Below are 23,838 nucleotides of genomic sequence, written 5' to 3' on the forward strand. Positions count from 1 at the left end.
CACCGGCTTGCAGGCTCGAATCAGTGGAGATGTTGTCGAGACGTCTCGACAGTATCCGTTGCCCAAGCGGCGAGGTGCATCGGATAGTGGCAGTAGATCCAGTCAGTGTGCAGTGCCGGCTATTTCGTCGAGAGTCCGTTCGACGGCTCGGGCGATCTTGCTTGCAGGTGGGAGATGCTCGGCATCGGCCTGGATTCCGATCCAGAATGTGTCGTTGTAGGACGCTGCGGTGAAGCCGACGCGGACATTGCCCGCCAACGGGCCCAGAGGCCAGAGTTCGACTAGCGCTGCCCCGTCGAGCGTGAGCGGGCCGCGCGGTCCATGGACGTTGGACACGACTGCACCGATCATGTGCTGCCGCTTTGCGAGCTTGTCGAAAACGCCGGCGATACGCGGTGACCGAAAGGTTGTTCCCGCAGCGCGTGCGGAAGGTTTGGCCGCAGCGGTTTGCTTCGCGACGATCGCGACTGTGCGTTGTGGGTCGGTTTCACGAAGTGGAAGGTCGATGATCATGAACCCGACGGCATTGCGTGCGCTACCGATCGCTGTGACTGCGACGGGTACCGATACCGCAATCGACTTGGGGATGGGCTCGCCGCATTCTTGGAGGATGAATCGCAGTCCGCCGCCCACCGCAACGAGATAGGCATCGTTCAAAGTGCCTCCCGCTTGCTGCGCGGCATGCTCGATCAGAGAGGTGCGGACGTTGACGGACGAGATCGATCTCGTGGGACCAATGGCGCCCAGCAACACCCGTGATCGGATTGGCCGGTGCAGGAAAGTACCGATTCGAAATCGGAGGAGGTCGAGGGAACCGGCGGCCTTCGGAGGGATGTTCGCCACGGGAGCGCCCGGGTCGGTACTTTTCGAATCAGGTGAGGCGAACAAGCGCTCGAAAAGGTCGCTGGCTCTGGCGCCGTCGAGAACCGCGTGATGCACTCGGATCACAATGCCGCACAGACCCGGTCGAGCTGCAGGAACGAAGGCGATGTGCCACAACGGTCGGGTGGTGTCGAGGGGTTGCATCACGAGTCGACCACAGACGGATTCGAAGTCGGGTTCTGTAGGCCCGCGTTCGTCAAGCGAGAGATGGAGGTCGAAGTCGATGTCGTTTTCCGTCCACCACCATGACCCGTTCCGCATGATCGGTCGCTGCCGCAGTAACGGCTCCTGCGCGATGTGAGCGGCGAGGGTGCGGTGAAGTCGCATTAGATCAGGTCGACCGTCTCGATCGACGAAGCCACCAGGAGCGAGCAGTCCGGCAATAGTGACCAGGTAGGGCTGGACGTGCACACCGAGCTGGAAGCTCGCAGCGTCGACGGGTGATATCGGCACGTCGGGTGTGGTGTCGACCATCTGCTGAGCCTAATCGAGGCGACACGGTGGACGGCGATGGTTTCGGCTAGCGGATCACCAAGTCGTGGTCGGTGGCGCTGAGCGTGATCGCGGCAATGGGGTTTCCGCGCATCCAGTCCTGCACGAACGCGTCCAGAGCGGGGTTCGATGCCCGATCCGCGTACGCGTCCGACGGGATCTCGATTGCCCCGACGAGGTGGCGCGGATCGGCATCGAGGCCGGATGCGCGGGGAGCCATCCGTAGTCCGTCGGCGGTGTGCAGGACGACCGGAAGAACCGTGCCATCCGGTGCAGTCACGGTCGCGGTCCGCGTGGTGGCGACCGGGTCGAAATGGTCCACGTCCAGTCGGTATCCGGACGGTTGTGCGTGCTGGCCGATCGCGTCGAGCAGACGCGGATCCACCACAGAGTACGGAAACCCGATGTCGATCAGAGCCTGACCGTCGATGGCACCGTCGCGGGCGGGCAGGGTCGTGGACAAGTGCCAGGGGGCAGCGGGGGACAGGGTATCCGTCGACCGGTCTGTCGGCGCGTTTTCGATCAGTGTGCCGAGGAGGGACGCGCCGGTCGGCGTGAACTCCCAGGCATCCCCGACGAGATCCTTGTGCCAGAAGCCGGATTCGGCGCCGCGGAGACCCTCGACGCGCAACTCCCGCCGGTTCGGGCCGGGACCGAGTGAGTGCACACTGATCGCGGATGTGACTTCACCGGGAATTTTGGGCTGGTGCACCCAGTCTGGGGCCGGAAGTCGGATCGCGGCGGTGCTGCGGTCGAGTGTTTCGGCCACGAGGTTGGGTGCCGACGGCTTGTCCGACTGATCTTCCCAGCTGTAGCGGAAGAAGATCGAGTCCGATCCCGAAGAATCGAAATCAAATGTGCGGGTGTATATGTCGCCGTACTTGTTCATCACGAAAGTGGTTGATCCGGCCGCCGACAGCGAGTCCGCCTGGAATCGCCCGCCGAGCGGGCCGCCGATCTCGTAGCTGTCGTCGTTGGGCAGCCACGGGTCCGCGTAGGTTATCCGGCTGCCGTCCCCGGTCAACGTGGGGATCATCGTCATCTTGGCGAGTCCGACGAAGTGAATCCGTCCTGCGACGTCGGTGAAAGTTTGGTTGTCCCAAGGCGACGAGACGCTCAGTGCCCACCCGTTCGGGTGGTCTCCGGGGAGTTGTCGGCCGGGACCGCTCCACAGCGGTGCGCCCCATGCCGAGGTCCAATTCCACACCAGCGGATCCTGGGATGCGTTGTCCATCGTGTAGATCCAGCCGTTGTCGTCGACCGCGACGAGTTCGTCGTCGTCCAGTGATATCCCGACCAGTCGTCCACGCAGGCACTCGGGCATCGGCACGAAACGCCACGGTTGAGCCGTTGATGCGCCTGGCTCTCGCGGCCGAGCGAGTAAGTCGTGGTCGACTAGCGCGAAGTCCCAGAAACGATTGAATTGCGTAGTTGGCGTGCGGATCTGGACCGAGCTGGGGGCGGTTGAACCGGTGAATGTCGGTAGGTTTGCCAACCCGACTCGACCTCCACCGGAGGGCGCACCTGGTGGCAGTTGGGCGGTTCCGAATGATATGCAACTGGCCGGCCCAGGTTCGGTGGGCGCGGCAGCGGCGAGGGGAGTGGACCACAGGAGGGCGGCGGAGAGTAGGACGCCGACGCTCAGCAGTCGCGGTCGGTGCGGGTGCGAAACTCCACTCGCGGTCTCGTTCACCGTCCGATTGTCGCATGATCGGCACGTTGAATCTGCGAATTGTGAGGTTTGTCCATCTGTGTCGGTTGCGGCGAGAGTGCCGATCGCTGCGTTGGTTGTTGTGAGTGGAACGAGAGTGCGTGTACTGCAAAGGTATTCGCCGTGTAGCTGAGTTTTGCCATGACCTGCAGATACGGTGGGGTGATGAGAAGGCCGAAGTCGCTGGGTGAATGGTTGGTAGCTGACCCTCCGGAGTCGTCCAAGCCACCGGGGCCGATTCTTTTGGCATTCACCGTTGTTCCGCTCATTGCGTTGGTCTGCCGGCATTACGGTTGGTGGCCTTCGCCGTTCGGGGAGTACAGATGGTTGGATCCCTTCCTCGTCAGCGCCGCGGCTCTGCTCATCTTGATCGTGGTCGGTCTGGTGTGGGCGATCCGCACCCTCTATGCCCTTGGCCAGGACCGGCGGTGGTCGTGGTGGATTCTGTCCTCCCCGATCGCCGTCATCGCTGCAGTAGCTCTGGTGTTGTTGATGCCGCCGGCAACTTTCCTCGACAAGAGCGGAGAGTTCGAGACCATCGCGATTGGTCTTTTGGAGCAGCCTGAATCGACCGTGGAAGAGCTCGAGATCGGCCAGTTCGATATCAGTAGTGCCCATGTCGTGCGGCCGGATGAGGTCTACTTCATCGACAACGACAGCATGTTCATCACCTCGAGTGGGTGGGTGTACTCGCCCAGCGGCCCACCATCGGGGTTCGATGATTTCTCCGCAACTCACCTCGGCGGACCTTGGTACGAGTTCACGGCGGTATGGCGTGACTGATAAATCGAGTGGCCTGTAACGCAGGCCTGTAGCTACCATCGCGGTGTGGATACGTACACGGTGACGCCCCATGGGCGTGAGGGGGTTGTCGGCGTCGTCTTCGCCGGCGACAGATAGCGCATTTCGGACCCGACAGCACTTGGTGCTGATCGGGCCATGAGCTGTACCCACCTTCACCGAGCCACGATTGGTATACACCCATGATCATTTTGACCGATACATCTATTCGTTCCAGCCTCGTCAACGCGAGTCGTAAGGAGAAGTCCGATCTCACCCTGCCGGACGGCTTCGGCACCATCGACTTCGACGCTCTCGACTACCTGGGCTGGCGAGATCCGAAAATGGGCCGACGCGCCTACGCGATCGTCCCGACACTCGACGGGGAGACCATCGGAGTCTTGCTCGTTCAAGCCGAGGCCACTCCGCGATCGCGCGCCCAGTGCTCCTGGTGCCGCGACACGCGACTCCCCAACGAGGTCGTCTTCTACGGCGCCAAGTTGGCCGGGCCCGCCGGTCGACGTGGCAGCACGGTCGGAACACTGATCTGCCGAGACTTCCAGTGCTCGTCCAATGTTCGTAACGACCCCCCGCTCCCGTATGCCGGCTACGATGCCGCCGCTGCGCGCCAGAACCGGAAAGATGAACTGGTGCTGCGGGCTTCGAGTTTTGTCGAGCGGGTGGCTCGGCAGTAGAGCGGACCAAATCGGGGACGAGATAGCACCCTGTTGCGACGTTCGTCCCCCTTTCCTGACTCAGGGAGGGGGACGAGCTGTCTAGACGGGTTTGATCCGACGAGCACTTCGAGACGACGCGACATGTGGCGTCGCACATGATTGCGCGGTCACGGCGTTGCTCGACGCAACGTCGCCCAGGCTCCGGCGATGCACGCGATGGCAAGGGCCAGAGGGAGTAGTGCCATCGGTACCACTCGGGGAGTATCGACAAACCACGAACCGATCGCCGGCCACCACCCAGCCCAGGTGATCGCGATCGCTGACAAGCCGAGCAAGCCGAAAAGCCCGGTGAGGGAGGCGAGTAGACCGGTGATCCTCCACCGCTGGTAGATAGCGCCTGCCAGCATTGCGATCGAACTGGTCAGCAGCAGCGTCGCGAACAGTGCGAGCAACTGTACGGCGGTGTTGTCGGTGAAATAGCGTGCGATGCCGAACATGCGCATGTGCACACCCCAGCCGTTGGTGGCGGACTCCAGCACGGACAGCAGTTGCAGCGCGATTGCGAAGACTGCGGACTGTGCCAGCGCCATAACCGTGGTGGCAGTGAAGAACTCGCGGCGGGTCACGCTCAGTCCGAGCGCGAATGGGAACGTCTGCGTCATCGACTGGAGGTAGAACGCCAGCACGAAACCGTAGACCGAGAACACACTGCCGGTGAATCCTTCACCCTCCTCGTTCCCGACGATCGCGTAGATAGTGAAGCTGATCAGGAACGAGATCAACAGGATGCCCACCGGCCAGGCGATCAGCAACGGCCACGCGACCGTGTGCAGTTGTAGGACGGCACCGATCCTGGACCGAGCGGGCGTCTTCGGGACCGTCCGTGGCTCTGTCGTTGCGATACTCATACGGTGATCTCCTTGCGCTGCGTCGAAGTCGCGATGACAAGTTCCTGCAAAGATGCCGGTTCCACTTGGACTCCAGCCTCCCGCAGTCGGTTTCGCTCGGTCTCTGTCACATCGGCCTGCAACATGATTCGGCTGTGGGCGCCCAGTGTCTCCCGGCGCAGGACCCTGCCGGACGCAGCAACGGCATCCACCGCATCAATGGGACCGGATACCACCACGGCGCGGCTACGCAGTGCATCCGCGTCTGCGTCGACGACAATCCGGCCGCCGTCGACGACAATCACGTGCTCGAGTAGATTGGCTACCTCGTCGATCAGGTGAGTCGAAAGCACCACAGTGCGAGGATGTTCGGCGTAGTCCGCAAGCAGGCGATCGTAGAACAGTTGGCGTGCAACGGCATCGAGACCGAGATACGGCTCGTCGAATAGCGTGAGCGGTGCACGGGAGGCAAGTCCGATGATCACTCCCAACGCTGACCGCATGCCGCGCGAGAGCTTCTTCACCTTGCGGCACAGGGGAAGTTGGAAGTCGTCGAGCAGTGTCTCGGCGAACGCGTGGTCCCAATTCGGGAGTAGATGGCCGGCGGCGACGAGTACGTGCTTGACCTTGAGGTCTTCGGGGTACGTCTGGCTTTCCTTGACGAAGCACACGTTTGCCAGGACGTCGGCATTTTCGAAAGGGGCAGCGCCGAATACCTCGACGTCGCCGCGGGTGTGCAGGTCCTGCCCGGTCAGTATCTGCATGATCGTCGTCTTGCCTGCGCCGTTACGGCCGAGCAGACCGTAGATCTTGTTGCGGCTGATCTCGAACGAGACGTCCGCGAGCGCGTCGACATCCCCGTACTTTCTGTCCACGGAGCGCATCGAGGCGACAAGTTCAGTTTCGTCGAAACGCCTGACTCGGGGCTCGGTCGTTGTCGTGCTTGCGTTCATCGGTCCGCCTTCCTGTCGTCCAGCATGGATTTGAGTTCGCCGAGGGAAATCTGGAGCCGGTCGGCCTCCGCGACCAGCGGCTCGATGTATTGGCGCGCGAACGCTTCTCGGCGTCTGAACCTGAGTGCGTCGCGGGCGCCGACCGTGACGAACATTCCGATTCCCCGTTTCTTGTAGAGGATCCCCTCGCCTACGAGCTGATTGAGGCCCTTGGCTGCCGTCGCCGGATTGATTCGGTGGAACGCCGCCAGTTCGTTGGTTGAGGGCACCTGCCCGTCTTCCGGCAGGGAGCCGTCGATGATCGAGCCTTCGATCTGCTCGGCGATCTGCTGGAACAGTGGTCGTCCGTCGTCGATCACGATGATCGACGCCCGGTGTTCACTGGTTCATTACTCATGTAATGAACCATAGAACGTCGTGGAGCATGTTGGCAATGAGATCGCGGAAACTGGCATCGACGACTTGGGTCTCCGAGCGCTACCCATCGGGACATTCACCGAGGCAACAGCGGTGGACAGTTCCGCCAGTGGTCGCAGGGGCGACAACCCGCGGGGCGTTGCACCACAGGCATTGAACTTCTGCGGATCAGTGGAACCGCCCGTTGTAGTTGGTCGACCACGGGGCGGGGCACCTTCGGGTGGCCGGCAGATATCGCCTCAATGAATTCGGCCACCTCGTCGAAGGCGGCAACTATGTAGCGGGGGACATTCTGCATGGACGTTGTAGATGGGAGTTCGCTATGCGTTGACGCAAACGCCAGTAAGCATCGGCAGTTCGCCACCCAACGTGAAGCCGGAGAAACCAGAAGCCTCGGCTTCCGGTCGCAACCCGCAGTCGTAGAACAGAAGCCGGACCGCACGCCGCGGTCGGGCCCCTTTTCGTCAACCCAAAGACGGAGTCGTATCCACCGCAAGTAGGGACTTAGCGCCCCGTTTTGGTGTTTCTGTACTGATTTGCAATCCCGATACGTACGCTTCCGGCCAGGGAATCGGACACTCGACCAGCAGGGGTATCTATGCCGAATGTGACAGTGAAATTCGGGGGTTCAGACCCGGAAACAGCAGACCTCGCACGCCGGGCACTGCAACCAGTACTAGACAGCATCTACCGCACGTACCGCAGGAAACCGCTCCCATTCGTCGAAGCCGCACTTAGACGCGCAGGTCGAGGAAGCTTCTCACAAGCAGGAATTGAACGATTCGCCGACTACATTTCAAGAGGAGACCGACCGATTCTCACCACATAGCGGCCGCTCGTGATCAGGCCGAAGACCGAAGCGCTTCCACCGGCTACCTGTTCGACGACCTAAATTGGTCAGTGCCAACTAGGTACAGGTCCATCGTGGTCAACATCAACATCAAGAGACAGCGCCCGCCCGCGTCCGAGATTGGTAGCTTGCCTCACCGTGGCAAGGGCACTCGAGCCAGCAGACGTATTCGATCAAACGGAGCTGAGAAGGCTGATTCAGCAGATGCACATTAATCGACCTCTGTGTGAATTCTGCTCACGGTGCACACTCGCGTGATCAAACCAGTCGGCGCTGTGACATTCGGTTGCTGATCCTATTCGGGGCGGCCTCGACCGACTATTTGAGACCTGTCAAACATAAGCTCCCCTTCCTGGCCAGGTAGGGGAGCTTGTGTTTGTGACCACCGCACGATCCACGCATCTTCTGATATGCAGGTTTCAGGCAGAGCTGAAAATGTCATCCACATGCGGTCGGCCGATCTTCTCTACAAGTCGGGAGCGGTTAGTGGCCCTGCGCCTTCTAATGAGAAGGGGATCGTGGAACCGTTCGCCATCGCCACGATCATGTTGACGATAGCAAAGAGGACGTTATCCATTTGAATTCACCTCCTCGCTCCGTCTAGGGCCCGGCAAGATTCGCTACTGCATACAGGGCAGATGTCCTGCTATCGAAATTGGGACCTGCAATGTAAGCGGGCGAGCCTGGACCGAATGAGGTGACTGTCCTGATATATCCGAGGCGATTCGAGGAGTTGTAGTCCACCAACCAAGGTCCACCAGAAGCACCTGCGCCAAAGTTGCCCGGTTTGGGAGTTGCGTGAGAAGCCGTAGCTCCGAACGTCATAACCAGGGAAGGCGCTGCGATGCTTGCGGGGAATAAGGTTTCGACTCTGGACACCTACGGCCTTCTATCGAATTGGGGCCAATCTGCCGGTTTCTAAAGATCGTCGGGAAGGTAGCACGACGCTAATGTGACATTCCTCGAAACTGGGGTATTTCTTCGAGCTTTATCCGGCTCTCCGGATCCGTGCAGAGCGATGGTCTTACATTGGCACTTACGGTTAGGGCGTCCGATACTTAGGAAGAATACGTACTTGATTCTTTTCGAAGGTGATTTTTGACGCACTTGGGTCCTTTCACAGTTGTGATTGTGAGAAGACCTGCATTCGTGCGTGAGTTGTGGTCCTCGGCGTATGGGTGCGCTACGGCAGATCGTTTTTGCAATATTCAACTGACAAGCTGCGCGGAGTCCGAGCGGAGACAGTTTCCAAACCCATTTGTTGGTAGTCGCGCTCGAATCACTGATGGACGGCAAACGAACCGAGGTACCGGCGACCATCGGCTTCGAGGTCGACAGCACTCTCCTGACAGTGCGCGCAATGGACACCGATTCAGGCCGGGGCACGACCAGTCGGACGGCATCGATGAACTGCAGAATTCCGAGACGCGGTCCTCTAGCACCCCCATTTTCGTTGGATTCACATTGACTGATCACTGAATGGAGGGGGTTGTGTACCTGCCGTGTACCTGTCACAGGATTGGGACCCAAACAAGCGAAGTTCGACTGCCCCAAAAGGGCTCTGAACTGCGGAAAATCTGTGGAGCCGATGACGGGAATCGAACCCGCGTATTCAGCTTGGGAAGCTGATGTTCTACCATTGAACTACATCGGCGTCGCAGCCGACCGGACGTGTTTTCACCGCCGATCAACGTGCTTTCCGAACATTATCAGACGAGCTTTCAAGCGGCGGTGTCCCCGGCCGCCATTGATCAACACAGGCGTGTCGAAGTCGGCGCCTTCGGTAAATGATTTGCCCAAAATTTGTGCGCAGGAACGCCTTTCGGGATGGAGAACTTGAGACAGGTGGGGCTGGGCTCTCCCGTGGGAGTCCAGAACCCGCGCATCGTGTTCGGTAACCACAGTGTGATCGCCCCGGCGATGGGCCGGCACTGCCCGCAGAACCGGTAACCTCTACCTGTGCTGCTCTCCGATCGTGACATCCGTGCCGAAATCTCCGTTGGACGTCTGGGTATCGACCCTTTCGACGACTCCATGGTGCAACCGTCGAGCGTCGACGTGCGCCTCGACGGTCTGTTTCGGGTTTTCAACAACACGCGGTACACGCACATCGACCCGGCACTTCGCCAGGACGAGTTGACCAGCCTGGTCGAACCGGCAGAGGGCGAGCCGTTTGTGCTTCATCCCGGCGAGTTCGTTCTCGGTTCGACTCTCGAAGTGTGCTCACTGCCGAACGACCTCGCCGGCCGTCTCGAAGGTAAGTCGAGCCTCGGGCGCCTGGGCCTTTTGACGCACTCCACCGCCGGTTTCATCGACCCGGGTTTCAGCGGCCACATCACACTGGAGCTGTCCAATGTCGCAAACCTGCCGATCACGCTCTGGCCGGGAATGAAGATCGGACAGCTCTGCCTGCTCAAGCTCTCGAGCGCTGCAGAGTTCCCCTACGGAAGCTCCGAGGCCGGATCCAAATACCAGGGCCAGCGCGGCCCGACACCGTCGAAGGCGTACCTGAACTTCAACCGCGGCTGAACGAACGAACTTCGGGGGGAGTCGCATGATCGGAATTTTCTACGGTCTGGTTTTCATGAACTTGTTGTTCGTGACCAGCACCGTGTGTTTGATGAAGCCGTCCAAAGCCAGTGTTGTTGTGACCGTCTGTGCAGGGGTGGCGTGGCTGTTCTTCAATGGACCGCTGGAAGGTCAGGTCTTGTGGTCGTTGAACAGAGAACACGGTCTGACGGTCTCGGATCTGATGTCGCTTGTTGCCTTCGGCATCGCCGCTCGTGGTTGGAATCAGGTTCGCAAAGCCCGTGAAACCGTCGACGCAGATCGTTTCTGACCTGCGCGCTCACCTGGATTGACCGCCACGATTCGGACAGATGTTTCGACCTGGAGCACAACAGTCGTCGAATCGGGCACAATTACTGGTTATGTGGTGGATTGTCGGAGGCGTACTACTCGTATGGGTCGTGTGTTCCATTCCGATTGCCATCCTGGTGGGGCGGGGTATCGCGCGTCGGGACCGCGCGGAATTCGACGGGCGAAATCAACAGTGGGCCGACGAGGTTGTCAGGTCGATCGAGAAGCAATCGGAGCAGGACAATGCCGATCGGCGTAAGCCACCACTGATAAGCTGACCAGCTGGACTTTTCCGGAGGTGAGTGGGCATGGAACTTCCATCCGATACTCCCGACGACGTCGTGGCCGCGGCCGCCGGCGGACCAAGGGTTCCGCAGTTCGATCCCACAGTGGGGATTCCGGTAGTTCCGCCAGGGGGAGATGCTCCCCACCGGTTGGTGGTCATCGGCGATTCGCTGTCTCAGGGATTCCAGAGCGGGGCGATCTTCAATACCGATCTGTCGTATCCGGCGATCATTGCTTACCAGCTGGGCCGGCTCGACCAGTTCCGCTTTCCCCGTTACGGCGGCCCGGGCGGGCTTCCGCTCAACATCGAACTGTTGCTCCGCACCCTCGAGGAGCGCTTCGGCCCACGGCTCGACCTCTGGGAGGTGCCGCTCGCACTCTTTGCTGCGCGCGCGTTCATGGATCAGGTAGAGGACTATTGGGAACGCGGACCGGGCAGCGAAGCGCCGACATTCTCGACAATCAACCACAACCTCTCGGTGTACGGGTGGGATCTTCGTGACGCTCTGACCAAGACGGCGCAGGGCTGTGAGGCAGCCCTGCACGAACCGCACGACGATTTGATCAGCCAGATCGTCGAGAACAACGGTGAGCGCGCCGCACTGCGAGTTCTGCCGCGAGGCTCCGACGCCGAGAAGCGCATGACCGCGTTCGACGCAGCAGCGGAGTTGGGCAAGGAAGGCATCGAAACTCTGATCGTCTTCCTCGGAGCCAACAACGCGCTCCGCACCGTCACCGAACTCCGAGTCGAGTGGAGCGGCAACAACTTCCGCGATCCGGACAGCAAGCGTGACTACACGGTGTGGCAGCCCGAGCACTTCGCGTCGGAGTATGCCGAGGTGCTCGCTGCGATCCGGAAGATCAACGCGCAGCACGTCATCCTCTGCACCGTCCCACACGTGACCATCGCACCGATCGCCCACGGGCTCGGGGGGAAGATCGAAATCGGATCCCGCTATTTCCCGTATTACGCGCGACCATGGTTGCGCGACACAGACTTCGACCCACAGCGCGATCAACACATCACCGGTGCGCAGGCGTGGGCCGTCGATACCGCAATCGACATGTACAACGACGGAATCGAGCAAGCCGTCGCGAATGCCCGTCGGGTGGGGAAGGACTGGTACCTCTGCGATATTGCCGGGTTGCTCGAGCGCGTGGCCTCACGGCGCTACGTCACCGACGTCAATGCGCGGCCGTCATGGTGGACGCCGTACCCCCTTCCCAAGGCGCTGACCGACTTGCAACCCGTGCCGGACTCGCTGTTCCTCTCCGCCGACGGTCGCGGCGGCCGCGCTTCGGGCGGCCTCTTCTCGCTCGACGGCGTTCATCCCACGACAGTCGCGTACGGGGTGATGGCGCAAGAACTGGCGAACATCATGGTCACGGCAGGGGTCCAGTTCGACCGCGCTCAGATCGATTTCGACCGACTCGTCCGACGCGACACCTTGGTGCGCACTCCGCCGCAGAATCTCGATTCCACGCTCGGCGTCATCGGCTGGGCCGACGAGCATCTCGGCTTTGCCAAACGTGTGTTCGGCCTCTGACTTTCAGCTTGCCTTCGACATCGTCGGTGCAACGATGCGTTCCGCGTACTCCCGCAGCAGTGCCACCAGGTCTGCGTCGTCGACGGAAAGTCTGCCGGTCGGACCTATCGCAACCAAGGCACCGACGACACACCTTTCCGCGTCGTGGATCGGGACGGCGACGGCGGAGCGTCCGACACGAATCTCGTCGACCTCACGGGCGGCCTCACCGCGCCGGATCCGCGAGAGCTCGAGTTCCAACGCGTCGCCGTCAGTGATGGTGTGTGCGGTGACCTTTCGCAATGGGGCCTCGGCCAATTCGGGTCGGTTGGCGAGGAGCAGCTTCCCGATAGCCGACGCGTGAACGGCTGTGACCAGTGTCCGTTCACCACTGAGTTCGTGGTCGGGATCGCGATCGACGAGCCGAATTCTGTTTTCTGCAAACGACGCGAGGTAGACGCCGAACCGTAGCTGTTCGCGGAGTTCTTCGAGGAGCACCGAATTGTCGATGGGTGTGGGTTCGGCGGCAGCCCCGGCTAATTCACGGGTGCGTCGGCCTAGTGCGAAGCCGGAGAGGTCGGCGATCCGAACCAGGTAACCGTCGGCGACAAGGATGTTGAGTAACCGATACGCAGTGGCAGGTGGGATGTCGGCCAGGGCGGCAATGTCCTTGGCGGTGGCTCCCGATCCGAGCCTGGCCGCCGACTCGAGGAGGGCAAGGGCGCGCTGAACCGCTCGGGGTTCGTGCCCACCGAGGTCGCGTGGTCGGCCCACCATCAGCGGGCGCCGGCAGTCGGCTCGCCCACCAGCACGATGTTTCCGGCTGCGTCGGTGGCGAACACCCCAGCTCCTGGTAGTACGTCCTCGGTTTCGGGACTGTCGAAAGCTCCGACGTGCAGCAGACTTTTGGGGCTTCGGCGTCGCAGGTAGAACTGCCAGAGTGTGCCCGAAGTCAGGATCACGAGCACGGCGATCGGTGCAACGTACGCGTGGTCGATCGTGTTGGCATAAACCAGGTAACCGAGGACTATCGCTCCGGCACCACTGCCACACGACGCGGCCGCGAGAACGCCGGGAGTGTGCTCGCCGATCCGTGTCAGGAAGACAACGGATGCGATAGCCGTCAGTGCATAGGCCACGATGACGGCGCCGCGAACAGTCAGTCGAACGTCGTCGAAGATTTCTCCGCGCCCGAGAACGGCAAAGGTTCCGCCGCCCAGCAGGACGGTGCAGACCACGGTAGTCAATGCGAAGTAGGGCGTACGGAAGGCACTGTGAACCGAGGCGAACCGGCGGGGGAGTAGGCGCTCGACACCGAACGAATAGACCAGGCGTGACGCAGCATTGGACGACGCCATCGAGGACGCCAGCCACGAGCACCCCAGACCGACGTTGAGCGCGATCACGACACCGGGGCTCACGCCCGTCGCCGTTCCGTGGAGATAGGCGTTGACGAGGGTGTCACTGCGCCCGGACCAAGCGGCCCAGCCCGCGAAGATGAAGAGCGATCCACAGATGATCGGAGTGAGAAGGACTGTGCGGGTGACGGTTACCAGCGGACGACGGGCCTCGGGGCCGAAGAAGGCCGCGCTCTCGAATCCGGCGAGAGCGAACACGGCAGCCAGGGCGGTGAGTAACAACCCGTGGCCGGAGGTGGGTGGAACGATCTGTGCTTGTTGACTTCCGGAACCGCCCAGGATCATGAGCCCGACGATGAACAGAAGTGAACAGCTTTCGACGACGAGGATCGCGAGCGCGGCAAATCTGACACTTCGCACGAGAGCGCCGAGAATCAGCAAGGCTATCCCCAGATAGAGCGCGATGACGTGAAAAGTCTTGTCCACGTGCACACCCGCGAAGCCGAGCAATGCGATTGCGGCCTGTCCGCCGTGATAGAGCGTCATCACCGCGCTGCCGACGTACTTGACCAGCATGGCGATGCCGGTGGTCAATGCTGCCCGGGTGCCCAGGCCACGAAAGACGAAGCTGTGCAATCCGCCCGACGCAGCCATTCGGCGAGTGAACTGCGAAACGCAGAAGGCTATGAGCGTCACCAGCACGGTGGCCGCGATGATGGTGATCATCCCGCTCAACAATCGGCCGTGTGTCAGCATGGTGACGGGCAGAACGACCATCGACACAGCAGGGGCAGTGGTTGCCACCGACTGGGCCAGCACTTCGGCGCCCGAGAGTTGCCGACGGCCCAACGCCCGCAGCGGTGATCGCGCCGGGGGCTGCTTCTCGCGCGTGGTGAAGGACCGCGCGATGGCTTCGGTGAGAGCGGACATGTCGCGTCACGCTAGTCCGGTTCTGTAACGCCGATATTGCGGGCATGCTTCCGCTGATCGCACTCGGGTGAGAGAGCAAGATGCGAACGCTCGCACGTTTCTCACTCGGTCCCCACCGACTGTTTCCTGCGCGTCAAGTTCCGGACCCAACGCTCCTGAAGTCTGTGTTCAACACCAACCACCCGGGTCACCGGGAGCACACTGGGGAGCTCGAATGCCATACACACGTAGATCTTTCATGCGCAGCCTGGGAATCACCGGCGGCGCCGGCCTGGCACTCGGTGCTATGTCGTCCATCGGCCTGGCGCCGGCAGTGGCGTCGACGCCGAGGCGATTTCAGGCACCTGCTGCGGGTGACCTGATCGGAAAGGTCAAGGGAAATCACTCCGTCGTGATCCTCGGCGGCGGACCGTCCGGGCTGTGCTCTGCCTACGAACTGCAGAAGGCCGGATACAAGGTCACCGTCCTCGAAGCACGCAACCGCCCGGGTGGTCGGGTGTGGTCGATCCGCAACGGCACCGAAGAAACCGACCTGAACGGTGAGACACAGACCTGTTCGTTCTCCGAGGGGCACTTCTACAACCTCGGTGCGACGCGTATTCCGCAAAATCACAACACCATCGACTACTGCCGCGAACTGGGCGTCGAACTGCAGATGTTCGGAAACCAGAACGCGAACACCTTCGTCAACTACACCGGCAACAAGCCGCTGGCGAATCAGTCGATCACCTACCGAGCAGCCAAAGCCGACACCTACGGATACATGTCCGAGCTGCTGCAGAAGGCCACCAATCAGGGCGCTCTCGACCAGGTCTTGAGCAAGGAAGACAAAGAAGCACTCTCGTCCTTCCTCACCGACTTCGGCGATCTCTCCAGCGACGGCCGCTATGTCGGATCCTCGCGTCGAGGGCACTCCGCGGAGCCGGGCGCCGGCCTCAACTTCGGAACCGAGATCGAACCATTCGGGATGAGCGATGTCATCCAGGGCGGCATCGGGCGTGCATTCTCCTTCGAGTTCGGTTACGACCAGGCCATGACGATGATGACCCCCGTCGGTGGCATGGACCGGATCTACTACAAGTTCCAGGACGCGATCGGGATGGACAACATCGAGTTCGGCGCCGAGGTCAGCGGCATGAAGAACGTGCCGGAAGGCGTCACCGTCGACTACGTCGTCGACGGCAAATCCAAGTCGATCACCGCCGACTACGCAATCTGCACGATCCCGCCGCACTTGATCAAGCGGCTGAACAACAATCTGCCCTCCGACATCCTGCTCGCGTTGGATGCAGCCAAGCCGTCGTCGTCGGGCAAGCTCGGTATCGAATACTCGCGTCGGTGGTGGGAGACCGAGGACCGCATCTACGGTGGCGCGTCCAACACCGACCGCGACATCTCCCAGATCATGTTCCCCTACGATCACTACAACTCCGACCGCGGCGTCGTCGTCGCGTACTACAGCTCGGGTAAGCGTCAACAGGCTTTCGAATCGCTCACCCACCGTCAGCGGCTGGCAAAGGCCATCGCCGAAGGCGCAGAAATTCACGGCGACAAATACACTCGCGACATCTCGTCGTCCTTCTCCGGAAGCTGGCGTCGCACCAAGTATTCGGAATCCGCCTGGGCATCATGGGCCGGCGCGGGAGATTCCCACGGCGGCATGGCAACTCCCGAGTACACCAAGCTGCTCGAACCCGTCGACCGGATCTACTTCGCCGGCGATCACCTCTCCAACGCCATCGCCTGGCAGCACGGGGCCTTCACGTCCGCGCAGGACGTCGTGACCCACCTGCATCAGCGTGTTGCGCAAACTGCCTGACGTGCTTCGTTTCCCATCACTTTTTCTGGAGGTCTAATCATGAAATCTCGCAGCACCAAGGTCCTTGCAGCGGCATTCGCCGCCACCACGCTACTGGGCTTCGCCACTGCCTGCTCGTCTGACGAGGCGGACGCCGAGACCACATCGAGTTCGTTCGTCTCGAAATCGATTCTCGAAGCGGGGCAGGCAAACCCGATGATCGCTCAGGGCGTCGCGATCGGCGGCGACACCGCAATCTACAAGACCAGCGGCATCGGTCCGTCGGCAGGAAACAAGGCGGCGCCGGAAGGTTCGCCGGAGTCGTACATCGACGGTCAGTTCTCCGGCGGTGTTCTGCCGACCGGTGTCACCGTCACCGAGGCGCAGGGCATCAATGTACTCAAGAAGATCCGCGACAACCTCGAAGCTCAGGGATTGAGTCTCGAAGACGTCGTGACGATGCGCGTCTTCCTCGACAACGCGCCGGGATCGGACAAGGCCGACTACACCGGATGGAATCGCGCGTACCGGCAGTTCTTCGCCAACACCAATCTCGACACGGGTGACACCGAGTTGGTGCCGATGGGCACGGCCGAGCCGATCGCTCCGATCGAGCGAAACAGCGCCCGGCCCACCCGCTTCGCCCTCGAGGTTGCCGGACTGCCCGTTGCCGGTTGGCTCGTCGAGGTAGAGGTCGATGCGGTGTACCCCGACGGCAAGGAACCCGCCTGATGGGCGCGCTCAGCCCGACTCACTGGGCGATCGTCGCAGTAGTGCTCGTGGTGCTGTTCGGTTCGAAGAAGCTGCCCGACGCGGCCCGGGGCCTCGGCAGGTCGATGCGGATCCTGAAGTCCGAAGTCGGTGAACTGCAGTCGGATACGGACCTCGCGTTGGAGCAGCGAGACTGACCCCCGTGCGCGGTCGAGGAGTCCCCACACTCCTCAACCGCGCACAGGTCTACTAGATCAGACCTTCGGAACGAGCTACCGACGGTGGTGACGGCGGACCCTTCACGAAGACATCGATCAGCACGTCCTCGTCCTGGTACGACGCGAACTGCGCCAACCCCGGGGTCTGGCGCACAGCCGAATGAACAGCGTCACCGTTTTGCGGATACTCCGGTACGACGTGACGCCAATGGGCGCACAGCAGCGTTCCGCCAGGCTCGAGATGCTCGACGACCTGCAGCATTGCCTCGATGAGCTTTTCGAAGGTCAGGTAGTAGCCGACTTCGCTGATGACGACGAGGTCGAAGGTTTCGTCGGACCAGTCGTCACCCAACGCCCAGAGCCGAAATTCGGAGTCATGTCCGGTAAGCCTCGCACGAGCGCTCTCGAGTGCGGTCGGGACGATGTCGGTGGCGAGAACGCTGTCGCAGCGCTCGGACAACTTCTCGGTGAGAACCCCGATCGAGCACCCCGGTTCGAATGCGCGACGGTATCGAGGTTTCGGGAGCATAGCGACACTGAGTGCGTACTTCCGCTGCTCGTACCAGCGGGATTCGAAATCCCATGGGTCGGACTGTGCGGCATACATCTTGGCGAAGTAATCCGCGGGGAGTTCACGATCGCTCATACGAACACCGTCTCGTACGGCCTCAGTAATCGTTCCATCGCGTGGCGGGGGAGGATGGGTGCATCCGCGGGATGATCGGAAAGCGGAGCGATCTGTGAAGTGAACTCATTGGTGGCAGCAGATTTCGCAGCCTGAACGTCGGAGGGCAAGGTCACCTTTCGTGCTCTTTCCCACGGGACTGCCGCATGATCCGGCGCGGCCCAATGCCACGCCCAGATGGGATACTCGATCAATCGCGATCCAGTGTCCGCGCACGCCCTCGCCGCCGCGTCTCCGGTGGCTTCGTGGTCCGGGTGGCCGTCCCCGCGCCACGTGGAGGCGCACCAGGTATCCGCCGAGGAATCACCGAGAATCGAGCTGAGGCGGTCGGTCAACTCCTGTCGGTTCTCGCCGATCTTTCCGTCCGGGATGCTCAATCTAACCGGTGTGGGAATTCCGAGGACACGCGCTGCCCGATCCGACTCGGACCGTCGACGGCGTTCCATCTCGGGCTGAGTCACGGTCGGTGAATCGGGATGCGAAGCTCCGCCGTCGGTGACAGATACGACCTGAACACTGATGCCGGAAAGTATTGCCAGAAGAGCGGTTCCGCCCAGACCGAGTATTTCGTCGTCGGGATGGGGAGCGACGATGATCAATCGTGAGCATCCGGTGAGATCCAGTTCCGGAAAACTTCTTCCCCACTCCCGCCATGTCGATTCGGGAGTACCGCCGTCGTCGACAGGTTTCTGCGCGAACAGTTTCGAGTTCACCACGGCCGTTTCCCCTTGGCTGCAATCCGGCCCAGCTCGGCGAGATCCTTCTCGGCGTGACTCTGCCGCAAGTAGACGGTGAGATCGGCTACCCGTGCGGCGTGCGCGGCGTCCATGCAGAGCGGTGCGGCGCCGAGAGCGCGTCCCACCCGATCCAGGGTCTCGGTAGCGGCGCGCTCGACAATTGCGCGCACACGGAGTGCCCGCTGCATGGCCTCAGCATTTTCGTCGAAGGGATCCGCATCGATCTCGGCCGCCGCGACTGCGAGCGCGTTGCGCGCTGCGGCGAGCGCTGCATCGACCGCACCGAGGTGTGCGAGTACGTAGGGGTCTTCGCTGCTTGCAGCCTTGTCGTACAACGGATCAGCGACGCCGCAGGCGCCGCCGTACCAGCATGCAGCCACGCCGATCGCGCCGTGCCAGAACCCCGGGCGGCTCAGGTAGTCGCCTGCCGTCCCGACCGGTATGGCCGGAACCATGTCGAAGTCGACCGCGCTGGAGTCGCTTTCGGCCATACCGACGGCCTTCCACGAATCGGGAACGGGATGCACCCCAGGTAGTCCGAGCTCGACCGCGAAGAGGGAGGGGACACCGTCGACCAAGGCGGTGATCAGTGCATGCGTGCAGGTGTTGGCGCCGGAACACCACAACTTGCGACCGGTGAGCGTCCAGATCCCCACGTGCTCAGACGCATTCACCACAGGTTGGGGTGGCTCGGCCGCCCACACTCCCCACAGCTGCCCGGGTTCGGGATCCGGTCCGTCGAGTTCGGTGAGTATCGCGACGGCATCGGTGTGAGCCTCAGCCATCCGGCCGAGAACCACATTCTCCCGTGTGAGCTCTGCCAGGGAGGTCCACCGTGCGGCCGTCGCGCCGCCGCCGGGCAGCGGCAAGTACAGTCCACCTGCGTCCAGGAGTGTGTGTAGTCGTTTCATCGTGCCAGCTCCGCTTCTTCGTTATCGGCGGTCTTACCACCCAGGTTACGGATATGTCCGGCAAAGCCGCCCGGAGTTCGGCCGTCGAGACGCGCAGACGTGGTGACCGCAATGTCCTCTGCCCACGCGATACAGGCACCGGCCTCGCTCAACCGCCGGACGAGATCGACATCCTCGTCTTCTTCGAGATCGCAGAATCCTCCGACGTCCCAGTACATATCGGCGCGGACACCGAGGTTGGCACCGTGGACGTGACCGTGTCGACCATAGGGATGTGCGTGGTACATACGTTCGTACCGTTCGCGAACGGAGTGCGGATGGCCTTCCCAGTCCGCGATGCGAACGGTGCCCGCGACGACGTCCGCAGTACGCGCATACTCCAATTGGCGCGCAATCCAGGTGGGGCCGACCACCGAATCGGCATCGGTCGTGGCGAACCACGCTGAGGCCCCCAAATCCGAGCCGAACGCAGAGAAACCCGTCGCTCGCGAACGGCCGACGTTCTGATGCTCGACGCGGAGTACTTCCACCCCGTCGGGGATGACCCCCGCGGTTCCGTCCGAACAGTTGTCGAGGACGGCAACCACTCGGACGGGGACAACGCAAGCCGACGCCGCTGTTGCGAGTGCACGAAGGCAATTGGGGAGGTCTTCGGCTTCGTTGTGGGCGGGAACTACGACAAGAACCTGGTCGATTGGCACAGTGACGATCCTTTCCTCACCCTGGTACGGTCGGGTCTTCTTTCGTCCCGGTTCTCAACAGATAACCACATTTCGGACGGGTGCCGCCGCGCGACCGCCAGCAGCCGTGCAGGTCGAAAACTGTTTCGGTGAAACATCTCTGGATACGTTTGAGAGATGTGCCGGCGGGGTACAAGACGGGGTTTTGCGACTGTGCTTTCGGGTGCAAAACGGGGTTTTGCACCGAAGAATCTTCAGAACCGGCGGTGGCGCACCGAATCGACGAGCATCCGGGCCACCTCGTGCAGTTTCACGTTGGTGTGCTGCGATTGCTGAACGAGTCGGCTGAATGCTTCGTCGGCGTCGATGCCGTGGATGGCGATCAGCACGCCCTTGGCTTGTTCGATCTCGGCACGAGATTCCATGGCGCAGTGCAACTGTTCGATGTGCTCGTGTGCCTGACGCCAGCGTCGTGAATCTGCGATCGCCGCGCCCGCACCGGCGGTGAACAATTTCATCAACTCTTCGTCGAAGGGCTTGAACTCTGTCGAGGCGAATCCGTAGACGTTGAACGCGCCGAGAAGTTCGGTGCTTCCTTCGCCCATGGTGAGCGGCACGGACAAGTAGGACCGGACACCTTGTTTCCGGGCCTCGGCGGTGAATTCCGGCCATTTGTCGTCGTGATCACCCACCTTCGACCGAACCGACGACATGGTGCGCGCGGCGTCAACGCACGGACCACGATCGGCGGAATGCTGGGCATCGTCTATCGCGGAAAGGTAGTCCGCGGTAGATGCAGCAGTTCGTGGGCCATCGGCGGACAGCACCGTCACGCTGACAGCATCGGCATCCGGCAGCGCTTTGACCGCCGTCTCGGCCAGACGTTGGAGCATGGAGTCGAGATGCGCGTCCGTGTTCAGAGTGGACCGGAGTCCGGCAATCGCTTCGGCGAGGGTGTCGAGCGAATCTGCTGCGGAAGCAAACGCCGCGGCTCCCTGTGGGGTGTCCGCATTGCCTGTCATGATTCAGGTCTACTCCGCAAAGTGCGGCGATGTAACCGTTCCAGGCGGTCTTTGCTTCGATGTTGCATGAAATCCGAGGTTCCTGGGTAGCCGCACGCAGCGATGTGCGATGTCGCCTGAAAAAGAGGAGCCGATGATGATCCTGCGTTTACCTGGTGTGTATCCACCGCAACACGACACGTCGTTACTGGCGGATGCGCTGCTGTTCGAGCGCCTCACCGCTCGCAGTCGGGTGCTGGATCTGTGCACGGGGACCGGCGCCCTCGCTGTCGCGGCATCCGCGGCAGGCGCAGGCCACGTCGTCGCGGTCGACATATCTCGCCGAGCGTGTGCCAATGCTCGTCTCAACGGGATCCTCAACGGAACCTCGATCGACTCCCGTCGTGGCGACCTCACCGAGGCGGTGCACGGCGAACTCTTCGATCTGGTGATCTCCAACCCGCCGTACGTCCCTGCTCTTGCAGATGATCTCCCTACCGCTGGAATCGAACGTGCTTGGGACGCAGGCAAGGACGGACGCGCCCTCATCGACAGGATCGCAGCCACCGTGCACGAGGTGCTCGTCCCGGGCGGCACACTGCTTCTCTTGCAATCGGTGCTGTGTGGGGTCGACAAGACCGAGGCGATACTCGAAGAACACGGTATGGCCGTAGAGATTTCAGCCCGGAAGTACGTGCCCTTCGGGCCCGTGATGCGCGAGAGGCGCACCATGCTCGAGGCACGAGGGTTGATCACCACCGGTCAGGAAATCGAACAACTCGTGATCATTCGCGCAACGAAGTCTTGCCCTTCTCCCAACTCGATGTGAGGTGATCGCCGAGAAGATCGTCGAACGCCAGGCACGCTGCGGCGCCGAACAAGATGTCATCAGTGCGGTGCGGCTGCGAAGAAGCGAGACCGCCGGCAAGTTCCCGAACGGCGATCTGTTCGTGAACGGAATCCGCTTCCACGTGCTCGTCGTAGAACAGTGTCGCGCCCGAACCGAATCCGAGTCGGCGCAGTCCTGCGCTGTATCGTTTGCTCGGCAGCGCAGACGTGGTCTCGACAGCGCACAGGTGCCCGACCAGCGTTCCGAGATGGCGGCGATGAAAACCGAAGAGCGAGAGAGCATTCAACGACGCCAACGTTACCGCGGGAACAGAATCGATGTAGTGGCCGTAGCGGTCCGAAAGACCCACAGCCCGCATGGTGTCGGCAAAAAGACGCGAATGCATTCGCTCTGCGCGGCCGCCTCCGTACTCGTCGCTCTGCACTTCGACGAGGGCGGCCTTGACGGCACCGGAGAGGCGCGAAATTCCGAGGGTGTGCACATCCGCCTCGCGGAGCTGATTGAGCGAACGGTGAATCAGCACCTCCGAGAACTGATCGATCGTTGCATCCTTCGCCATGAAGGACGCAAGACCGGGGCCTGCACTGGGGGCGGTCATCGACCAGAGGTCGGCCACGACGTCGCCAGACGACTCCACTGTCCCCACGAGCTGCGCGATGGCGGACTCAAAGCGCTCTTCGAGCCGAGACCGCACCGCGAGCAGGTCGGGATTCCACTCCCATTTGTCCGAGACGTTCTCGATTCCCTGCAAATGAAGCTCGTAGAGGAGCGTCAGGGTCAGCTGAGCGTCGTCGTCACGAAGAATGTCGTAGGTGAGGTCGGTGGACTGTGCATCCTCGTACGCGTCAGCGGCAGCCGTGATCTCCCTCGGATCGGCCGAGGAGCGCAGAATGGAAACGAGAGTGGCGCTCAGTGGGCCGCGGGCCTGTGGAACAGGCATGGAAGTGGGCACACCAGTGGCCGAATCGAGAACTGAAGAGGACATATGACCGCGTTTCCCGAATCGTCATCTGCCGAAACACCGAGTGTTCCCGGTAACAACACCACCATAACCGCCTGCACGGACGGCCCGCTGCTGGTGCGTGGTGACTTCGAGTTGCTCCGTGACGACGGCACTCCGATAGAGAACAAGCGCTCTACGGTTGCATTGTGTCGATGTGGGCGGACCGGCATCGCGCCGTTCTGCGACAGCTCCCACAAGAAGAAGCGGGCGAGAGCGACGTAACCGGTGCCAATTCGGAACAAGCCCGACCCGTGAACCAAGACGATCCGGAAACCAAGAAAAGGCTGGATGCCGGCACCATGCGGTGCAGCGTCCAGCCTTTTCAGTCTGAAGTCAGACTGGGATCGAACTCAGATGGCGCGAACGTTCTGAGCCTGGGGGCCCTTCTGGCCCTGTCCGATCTCGAACTCGACCTTCTGGCCCTCGTCGAGGGACTTGTAGCCGCTGCCCTGGATCTCCGAGTAGTGAACGAACACATCCGGTCCGCCACCTTCCTGCTCGATGAATCCGAAGCCCTTTTCACCGTTGAACCACTTGACACTGCCCTGAGCCATAACCAAATTCTCCTGGATCCATCGAGCCGAGCCCTCCCATCGAGAGTCCGGTCTCACACCTGATCCTGCCATGCTCTTCTTTT

At 61.7% G+C, this 23,838-nt stretch carries 24 protein-coding genes and 1 tRNA gene; 10 read left to right on the forward strand and 15 right to left on the reverse strand.

Annotated elements, in window-relative coordinates; translation table 11 throughout:
• Positions 1-102: 102 nt before the first annotated feature.
• Complete coding sequence (locus KTR60_RS06205) at positions 103-1,356, reverse strand: wax ester/triacylglycerol synthase domain-containing protein (protein ID WP_065352041.1); 1,254 nt, start codon at positions 1,354-1,356, stop codon at positions 103-105.
• 46 nt (positions 1,357-1,402) lie between these two features.
• Complete coding sequence (locus KTR60_RS06210; protein WP_176741986.1) at positions 1,403-2,698, reverse strand: hypothetical protein; 1,296 nt, start codon at positions 2,696-2,698, stop codon at positions 1,403-1,405.
• Between the two features lie 552 nt (positions 2,699-3,250).
• Between KTR60_RS06210 and KTR60_RS06215 the strand changes: the two genes are divergently transcribed.
• Together KTR60_RS06215 and KTR60_RS06220 are read left to right on the forward strand one after the other, a co-directional pair.
• Positions 3,251-3,868 (forward strand): hypothetical protein, encoded by a 618-nt coding sequence (locus tag KTR60_RS06215; RefSeq protein WP_007726510.1) that lies wholly within the window; start codon positions 3,251-3,253, stop codon positions 3,866-3,868.
• A gap of 200 nt (positions 3,869-4,068) precedes the next feature.
• Positions 4,069-4,560 carry an FBP domain-containing protein gene (locus tag KTR60_RS06220; RefSeq protein ID WP_007726512.1) on the forward strand — a complete coding sequence of 164 codons (492 nt, stop codon included), beginning with the start codon at positions 4,069-4,071 and terminating at the stop codon, positions 4,558-4,560.
• Between the two features lie 149 nt (positions 4,561-4,709).
• On the opposite strand, the gene KTR60_RS06225 is transcribed toward KTR60_RS06220, so the two are convergent.
• The 4 genes from KTR60_RS06225 to KTR60_RS06240 all read right to left on the reverse strand — a co-directional run bounded on the left by KTR60_RS06225 (position 4,710) and on the right by KTR60_RS06240 (position 9,303).
• Entirely contained in the window at positions 4,710-5,450 is a 741-nt protein-coding gene (locus KTR60_RS06225) for a hypothetical protein (protein WP_007726514.1), read from the reverse strand.
• Entirely contained in the window at positions 5,447-6,382 is a 936-nt protein-coding gene (locus tag KTR60_RS06230; RefSeq protein ID WP_042452339.1) for an ABC transporter ATP-binding protein, read from the reverse strand. The genes KTR60_RS06225 and KTR60_RS06230 overlap by 4 nt, the downstream gene beginning before the upstream one ends.
• Positions 6,379-6,741, reverse strand: coding sequence for a GntR family transcriptional regulator (locus KTR60_RS06235; RefSeq protein WP_007726518.1), 363 nt, complete (start codon positions 6,739-6,741; stop codon positions 6,379-6,381). Before KTR60_RS06235 ends, KTR60_RS06230 begins: the two co-directional genes overlap by 4 nt.
• A gap of 2,488 nt (positions 6,742-9,229) precedes the next feature.
• Positions 9,230-9,303: transfer RNA gene (locus KTR60_RS06240), tRNA-Gly, on the reverse strand.
• A 305-nt stretch (positions 9,304-9,608) separates the two neighbouring features.
• Here KTR60_RS06240 and dcd point away from each other — a divergent pair.
• The 3 genes from dcd to KTR60_RS06255 all read left to right on the forward strand — a co-directional run bounded on the left by dcd (position 9,609) and on the right by KTR60_RS06255 (position 12,340).
• On the forward strand, positions 9,609-10,178 hold the full coding sequence (dcd, locus tag KTR60_RS06245) for a dCTP deaminase (protein ID WP_003943702.1): 570 nt from the start codon (positions 9,609-9,611) through the stop codon (positions 10,176-10,178).
• A 25-nt stretch (positions 10,179-10,203) separates the two neighbouring features.
• The gene (locus KTR60_RS06250) at positions 10,204-10,488 is read left to right on the forward strand and encodes a hypothetical protein (RefSeq protein WP_042452329.1); all 285 of its coding nucleotides are present in this window, start codon (positions 10,204-10,206) and stop codon (positions 10,486-10,488) included.
• A gap of 328 nt (positions 10,489-10,816) precedes the next feature.
• Positions 10,817-12,340, forward strand: a complete 1,524-nt coding sequence (locus tag KTR60_RS06255) for a hypothetical protein (protein WP_228401966.1) — start codon at positions 10,817-10,819, stop codon at positions 12,338-12,340.
• A 3-nt stretch (positions 12,341-12,343) separates the two neighbouring features.
• Here the strand turns inward: KTR60_RS06255 and KTR60_RS06260 are convergent, their stop codons facing one another.
• Both KTR60_RS06260 and KTR60_RS06265 read right to left on the reverse strand, forming a co-directional pair.
• The gene (locus KTR60_RS06260) at positions 12,344-13,096 is read right to left on the reverse strand and encodes an IclR family transcriptional regulator (protein WP_228401967.1); all 753 of its coding nucleotides are present in this window, start codon (positions 13,094-13,096) and stop codon (positions 12,344-12,346) included.
• Positions 13,096-14,607: an APC family permease gene (locus KTR60_RS06265; RefSeq protein ID WP_042452324.1), complete on the reverse strand. Its 1,512-nt coding sequence runs from the start codon at positions 14,605-14,607 to the stop codon at positions 13,096-13,098. The genes KTR60_RS06260 and KTR60_RS06265 overlap by 1 nt, the downstream gene beginning before the upstream one ends.
• Positions 14,608-14,845: 238 nt before the next feature.
• Here KTR60_RS06265 and KTR60_RS06270 point away from each other — a divergent pair, with 238 nt between their 5' ends.
• From KTR60_RS06270 to tatA, 3 genes are read left to right on the forward strand one after another with little or no spacing between them, the layout of a single operon-like run.
• Positions 14,846-16,426, forward strand: a complete 1,581-nt coding sequence (locus tag KTR60_RS06270) for a flavin monoamine oxidase family protein (protein ID WP_007726538.1) — start codon at positions 14,846-14,848, stop codon at positions 16,424-16,426.
• Positions 16,427-16,465: 39 nt separating this feature from the next.
• A complete protein-coding gene (locus KTR60_RS06275; protein ID WP_007726540.1) occupies positions 16,466-17,137 on the forward strand; it encodes a Rid family hydrolase in 672 nt (223 codons plus the stop codon).
• Positions 17,137-17,313, forward strand: a complete 177-nt coding sequence (gene tatA / locus KTR60_RS06280) for a Sec-independent protein translocase subunit TatA (protein ID WP_003943732.1) — start codon at positions 17,137-17,139, stop codon at positions 17,311-17,313. The genes KTR60_RS06275 and tatA overlap by 1 nt, the downstream gene beginning before the upstream one ends.
• A gap of 52 nt (positions 17,314-17,365) precedes the next feature.
• Here tatA and KTR60_RS06285 read toward each other — a convergent pair whose 3' ends face one another.
• The 5 genes from KTR60_RS06285 to KTR60_RS06305 form a co-directional block, all read right to left on the reverse strand.
• On the reverse strand, positions 17,366-17,980 hold the full coding sequence (locus KTR60_RS06285) for a class I SAM-dependent DNA methyltransferase (protein ID WP_042926398.1): 615 nt from the start codon (positions 17,978-17,980) through the stop codon (positions 17,366-17,368).
• Positions 17,977-18,735 (reverse strand): PIG-L deacetylase family protein, encoded by a 759-nt coding sequence (locus KTR60_RS06290; RefSeq protein WP_003943643.1) that lies wholly within the window; start codon positions 18,733-18,735, stop codon positions 17,977-17,979. The genes KTR60_RS06285 and KTR60_RS06290 overlap by 4 nt, the downstream gene beginning before the upstream one ends.
• Positions 18,729-19,667: a hypothetical protein gene (locus KTR60_RS06295; RefSeq protein WP_007726542.1), complete on the reverse strand. Its 939-nt coding sequence runs from the start codon at positions 19,665-19,667 to the stop codon at positions 18,729-18,731. Before KTR60_RS06295 ends, KTR60_RS06290 begins: the two co-directional genes overlap by 7 nt.
• Positions 19,664-20,368, reverse strand: a complete 705-nt coding sequence (locus tag KTR60_RS06300) for a glycosyltransferase (protein WP_228401968.1) — start codon at positions 20,366-20,368, stop codon at positions 19,664-19,666. Before KTR60_RS06300 ends, KTR60_RS06295 begins: the two co-directional genes overlap by 4 nt.
• A 233-nt stretch (positions 20,369-20,601) precedes the next feature.
• Positions 20,602-21,369 (reverse strand): GAF and ANTAR domain-containing protein, encoded by a 768-nt coding sequence (locus tag KTR60_RS06305; protein WP_003943624.1) that lies wholly within the window; start codon positions 21,367-21,369, stop codon positions 20,602-20,604.
• 109 nt (positions 21,370-21,478) lie between these two features.
• Between KTR60_RS06305 and KTR60_RS06310 the strand changes: the two genes are divergently transcribed.
• The gene (locus tag KTR60_RS06310) at positions 21,479-22,177 is read left to right on the forward strand and encodes a HemK2/MTQ2 family protein methyltransferase (protein ID WP_037131016.1); all 699 of its coding nucleotides are present in this window, start codon (positions 21,479-21,481) and stop codon (positions 22,175-22,177) included.
• On the opposite strand, the gene KTR60_RS06315 is transcribed toward KTR60_RS06310, so the two are convergent.
• Positions 22,134-23,183 (reverse strand): iron-containing redox enzyme family protein, encoded by a 1,050-nt coding sequence (locus tag KTR60_RS06315; RefSeq protein ID WP_058038939.1) that lies wholly within the window; start codon positions 23,181-23,183, stop codon positions 22,134-22,136. The genes KTR60_RS06310 and KTR60_RS06315 overlap by 44 nt on opposite strands.
• On the opposite strand from KTR60_RS06315, the gene KTR60_RS06320 reads away from it, so the two are divergent.
• A complete protein-coding gene (locus KTR60_RS06320) occupies positions 23,184-23,423 on the forward strand; it encodes a CDGSH iron-sulfur domain-containing protein (RefSeq protein WP_003943717.1) in 240 nt (79 codons plus the stop codon).
• A 128-nt stretch (positions 23,424-23,551) separates the two neighbouring features.
• On the opposite strand, the gene KTR60_RS06325 is transcribed toward KTR60_RS06320, so the two are convergent.
• A complete protein-coding gene (locus KTR60_RS06325; RefSeq protein WP_003943666.1) occupies positions 23,552-23,755 on the reverse strand; it encodes a cold-shock protein in 204 nt (67 codons plus the stop codon).
• Positions 23,756-23,838 lie beyond the last annotated feature (83 nt).

Source organism: Rhodococcus sp. C1, from assembly GCF_020809065.1.
GTDB lineage: Bacteria > Actinomycetota > Actinomycetes > Mycobacteriales > Mycobacteriaceae > Rhodococcus_F > Rhodococcus_F qingshengii.

What these genes read in the sequence shown, in the direction of transcription:
- KTR60_RS06205 (WP_065352041.1), bottom strand. Translation starts at nt 1,356, where the DNA reads ATGGTCGACACCACACCCGACGTGCCGATATCACCCGTCGACGCTGCG.
- KTR60_RS06210 (WP_176741986.1), bottom strand. Translation starts at nt 2,698, where the DNA reads ATGCCCGAGTGCCTGCGTGGACGACTGGTCGGGATATCACTGGACGAC.
- KTR60_RS06215 (WP_007726510.1), top strand. Translation starts at nt 3,251, where the DNA reads ATGAGAAGGCCGAAGTCGCTGGGTGAATGGTTGGTAGCTGACCCTCCG.
- KTR60_RS06220 (WP_007726512.1), top strand. Translation starts at nt 4,069, where the DNA reads ATGATCATTTTGACCGATACATCTATTCGTTCCAGCCTCGTCAACGCG.
- KTR60_RS06225 (WP_007726514.1), bottom strand. Translation starts at nt 5,450, where the DNA reads ATGAGTATCGCAACGACAGAGCCACGGACGGTCCCGAAGACGCCCGCT.
- KTR60_RS06230 (WP_042452339.1), bottom strand. Translation starts at nt 6,382, where the DNA reads ATGAACGCAAGCACGACAACGACCGAGCCCCGAGTCAGGCGTTTCGAC.
- KTR60_RS06250 (WP_042452329.1), top strand. Translation starts at nt 10,204, where the DNA reads ATGATCGGAATTTTCTACGGTCTGGTTTTCATGAACTTGTTGTTCGTG.
- KTR60_RS06255 (WP_228401966.1), top strand. Translation starts at nt 10,817, where the DNA reads ATGGAACTTCCATCCGATACTCCCGACGACGTCGTGGCCGCGGCCGCC.
- KTR60_RS06260 (WP_228401967.1), bottom strand. Translation starts at nt 13,096, where the DNA reads ATGGTGGGCCGACCACGCGACCTCGGTGGGCACGAACCCCGAGCGGTT.
- KTR60_RS06265 (WP_042452324.1), bottom strand. Translation starts at nt 14,607, where the DNA reads ATGTCCGCTCTCACCGAAGCCATCGCGCGGTCCTTCACCACGCGCGAG.
- KTR60_RS06270 (WP_007726538.1), top strand. Translation starts at nt 14,846, where the DNA reads ATGCGCAGCCTGGGAATCACCGGCGGCGCCGGCCTGGCACTCGGTGCT.
- KTR60_RS06275 (WP_007726540.1), top strand. Translation starts at nt 16,466, where the DNA reads ATGAAATCTCGCAGCACCAAGGTCCTTGCAGCGGCATTCGCCGCCACC.
- tatA (WP_003943732.1), top strand. Translation starts at nt 17,137, where the DNA reads ATGGGCGCGCTCAGCCCGACTCACTGGGCGATCGTCGCAGTAGTGCTC.
- KTR60_RS06285 (WP_042926398.1), bottom strand. Translation starts at nt 17,980, where the DNA reads ATGAGCGATCGTGAACTCCCCGCGGATTACTTCGCCAAGATGTATGCC.
- KTR60_RS06295 (WP_007726542.1), bottom strand. Translation starts at nt 19,667, where the DNA reads ATGAAACGACTACACACACTCCTGGACGCAGGTGGACTGTACTTGCCG.
- KTR60_RS06305 (WP_003943624.1), bottom strand. Translation starts at nt 21,369, where the DNA reads ATGACAGGCAATGCGGACACCCCACAGGGAGCCGCGGCGTTTGCTTCC.
- KTR60_RS06310 (WP_037131016.1), top strand. Translation starts at nt 21,479, where the DNA reads ATGTCGCCTGAAAAAGAGGAGCCGATGATGATCCTGCGTTTACCTGGT.
- KTR60_RS06315 (WP_058038939.1), bottom strand. Translation starts at nt 23,183, where the DNA reads ATGTCCTCTTCAGTTCTCGATTCGGCCACTGGTGTGCCCACTTCCATG.
- KTR60_RS06320 (WP_003943717.1), top strand. Translation starts at nt 23,184, where the DNA reads ATGACCGCGTTTCCCGAATCGTCATCTGCCGAAACACCGAGTGTTCCC.
- KTR60_RS06325 (WP_003943666.1), bottom strand. Translation starts at nt 23,755, where the DNA reads ATGGCTCAGGGCAGTGTCAAGTGGTTCAACGGTGAAAAGGGCTTCGGA.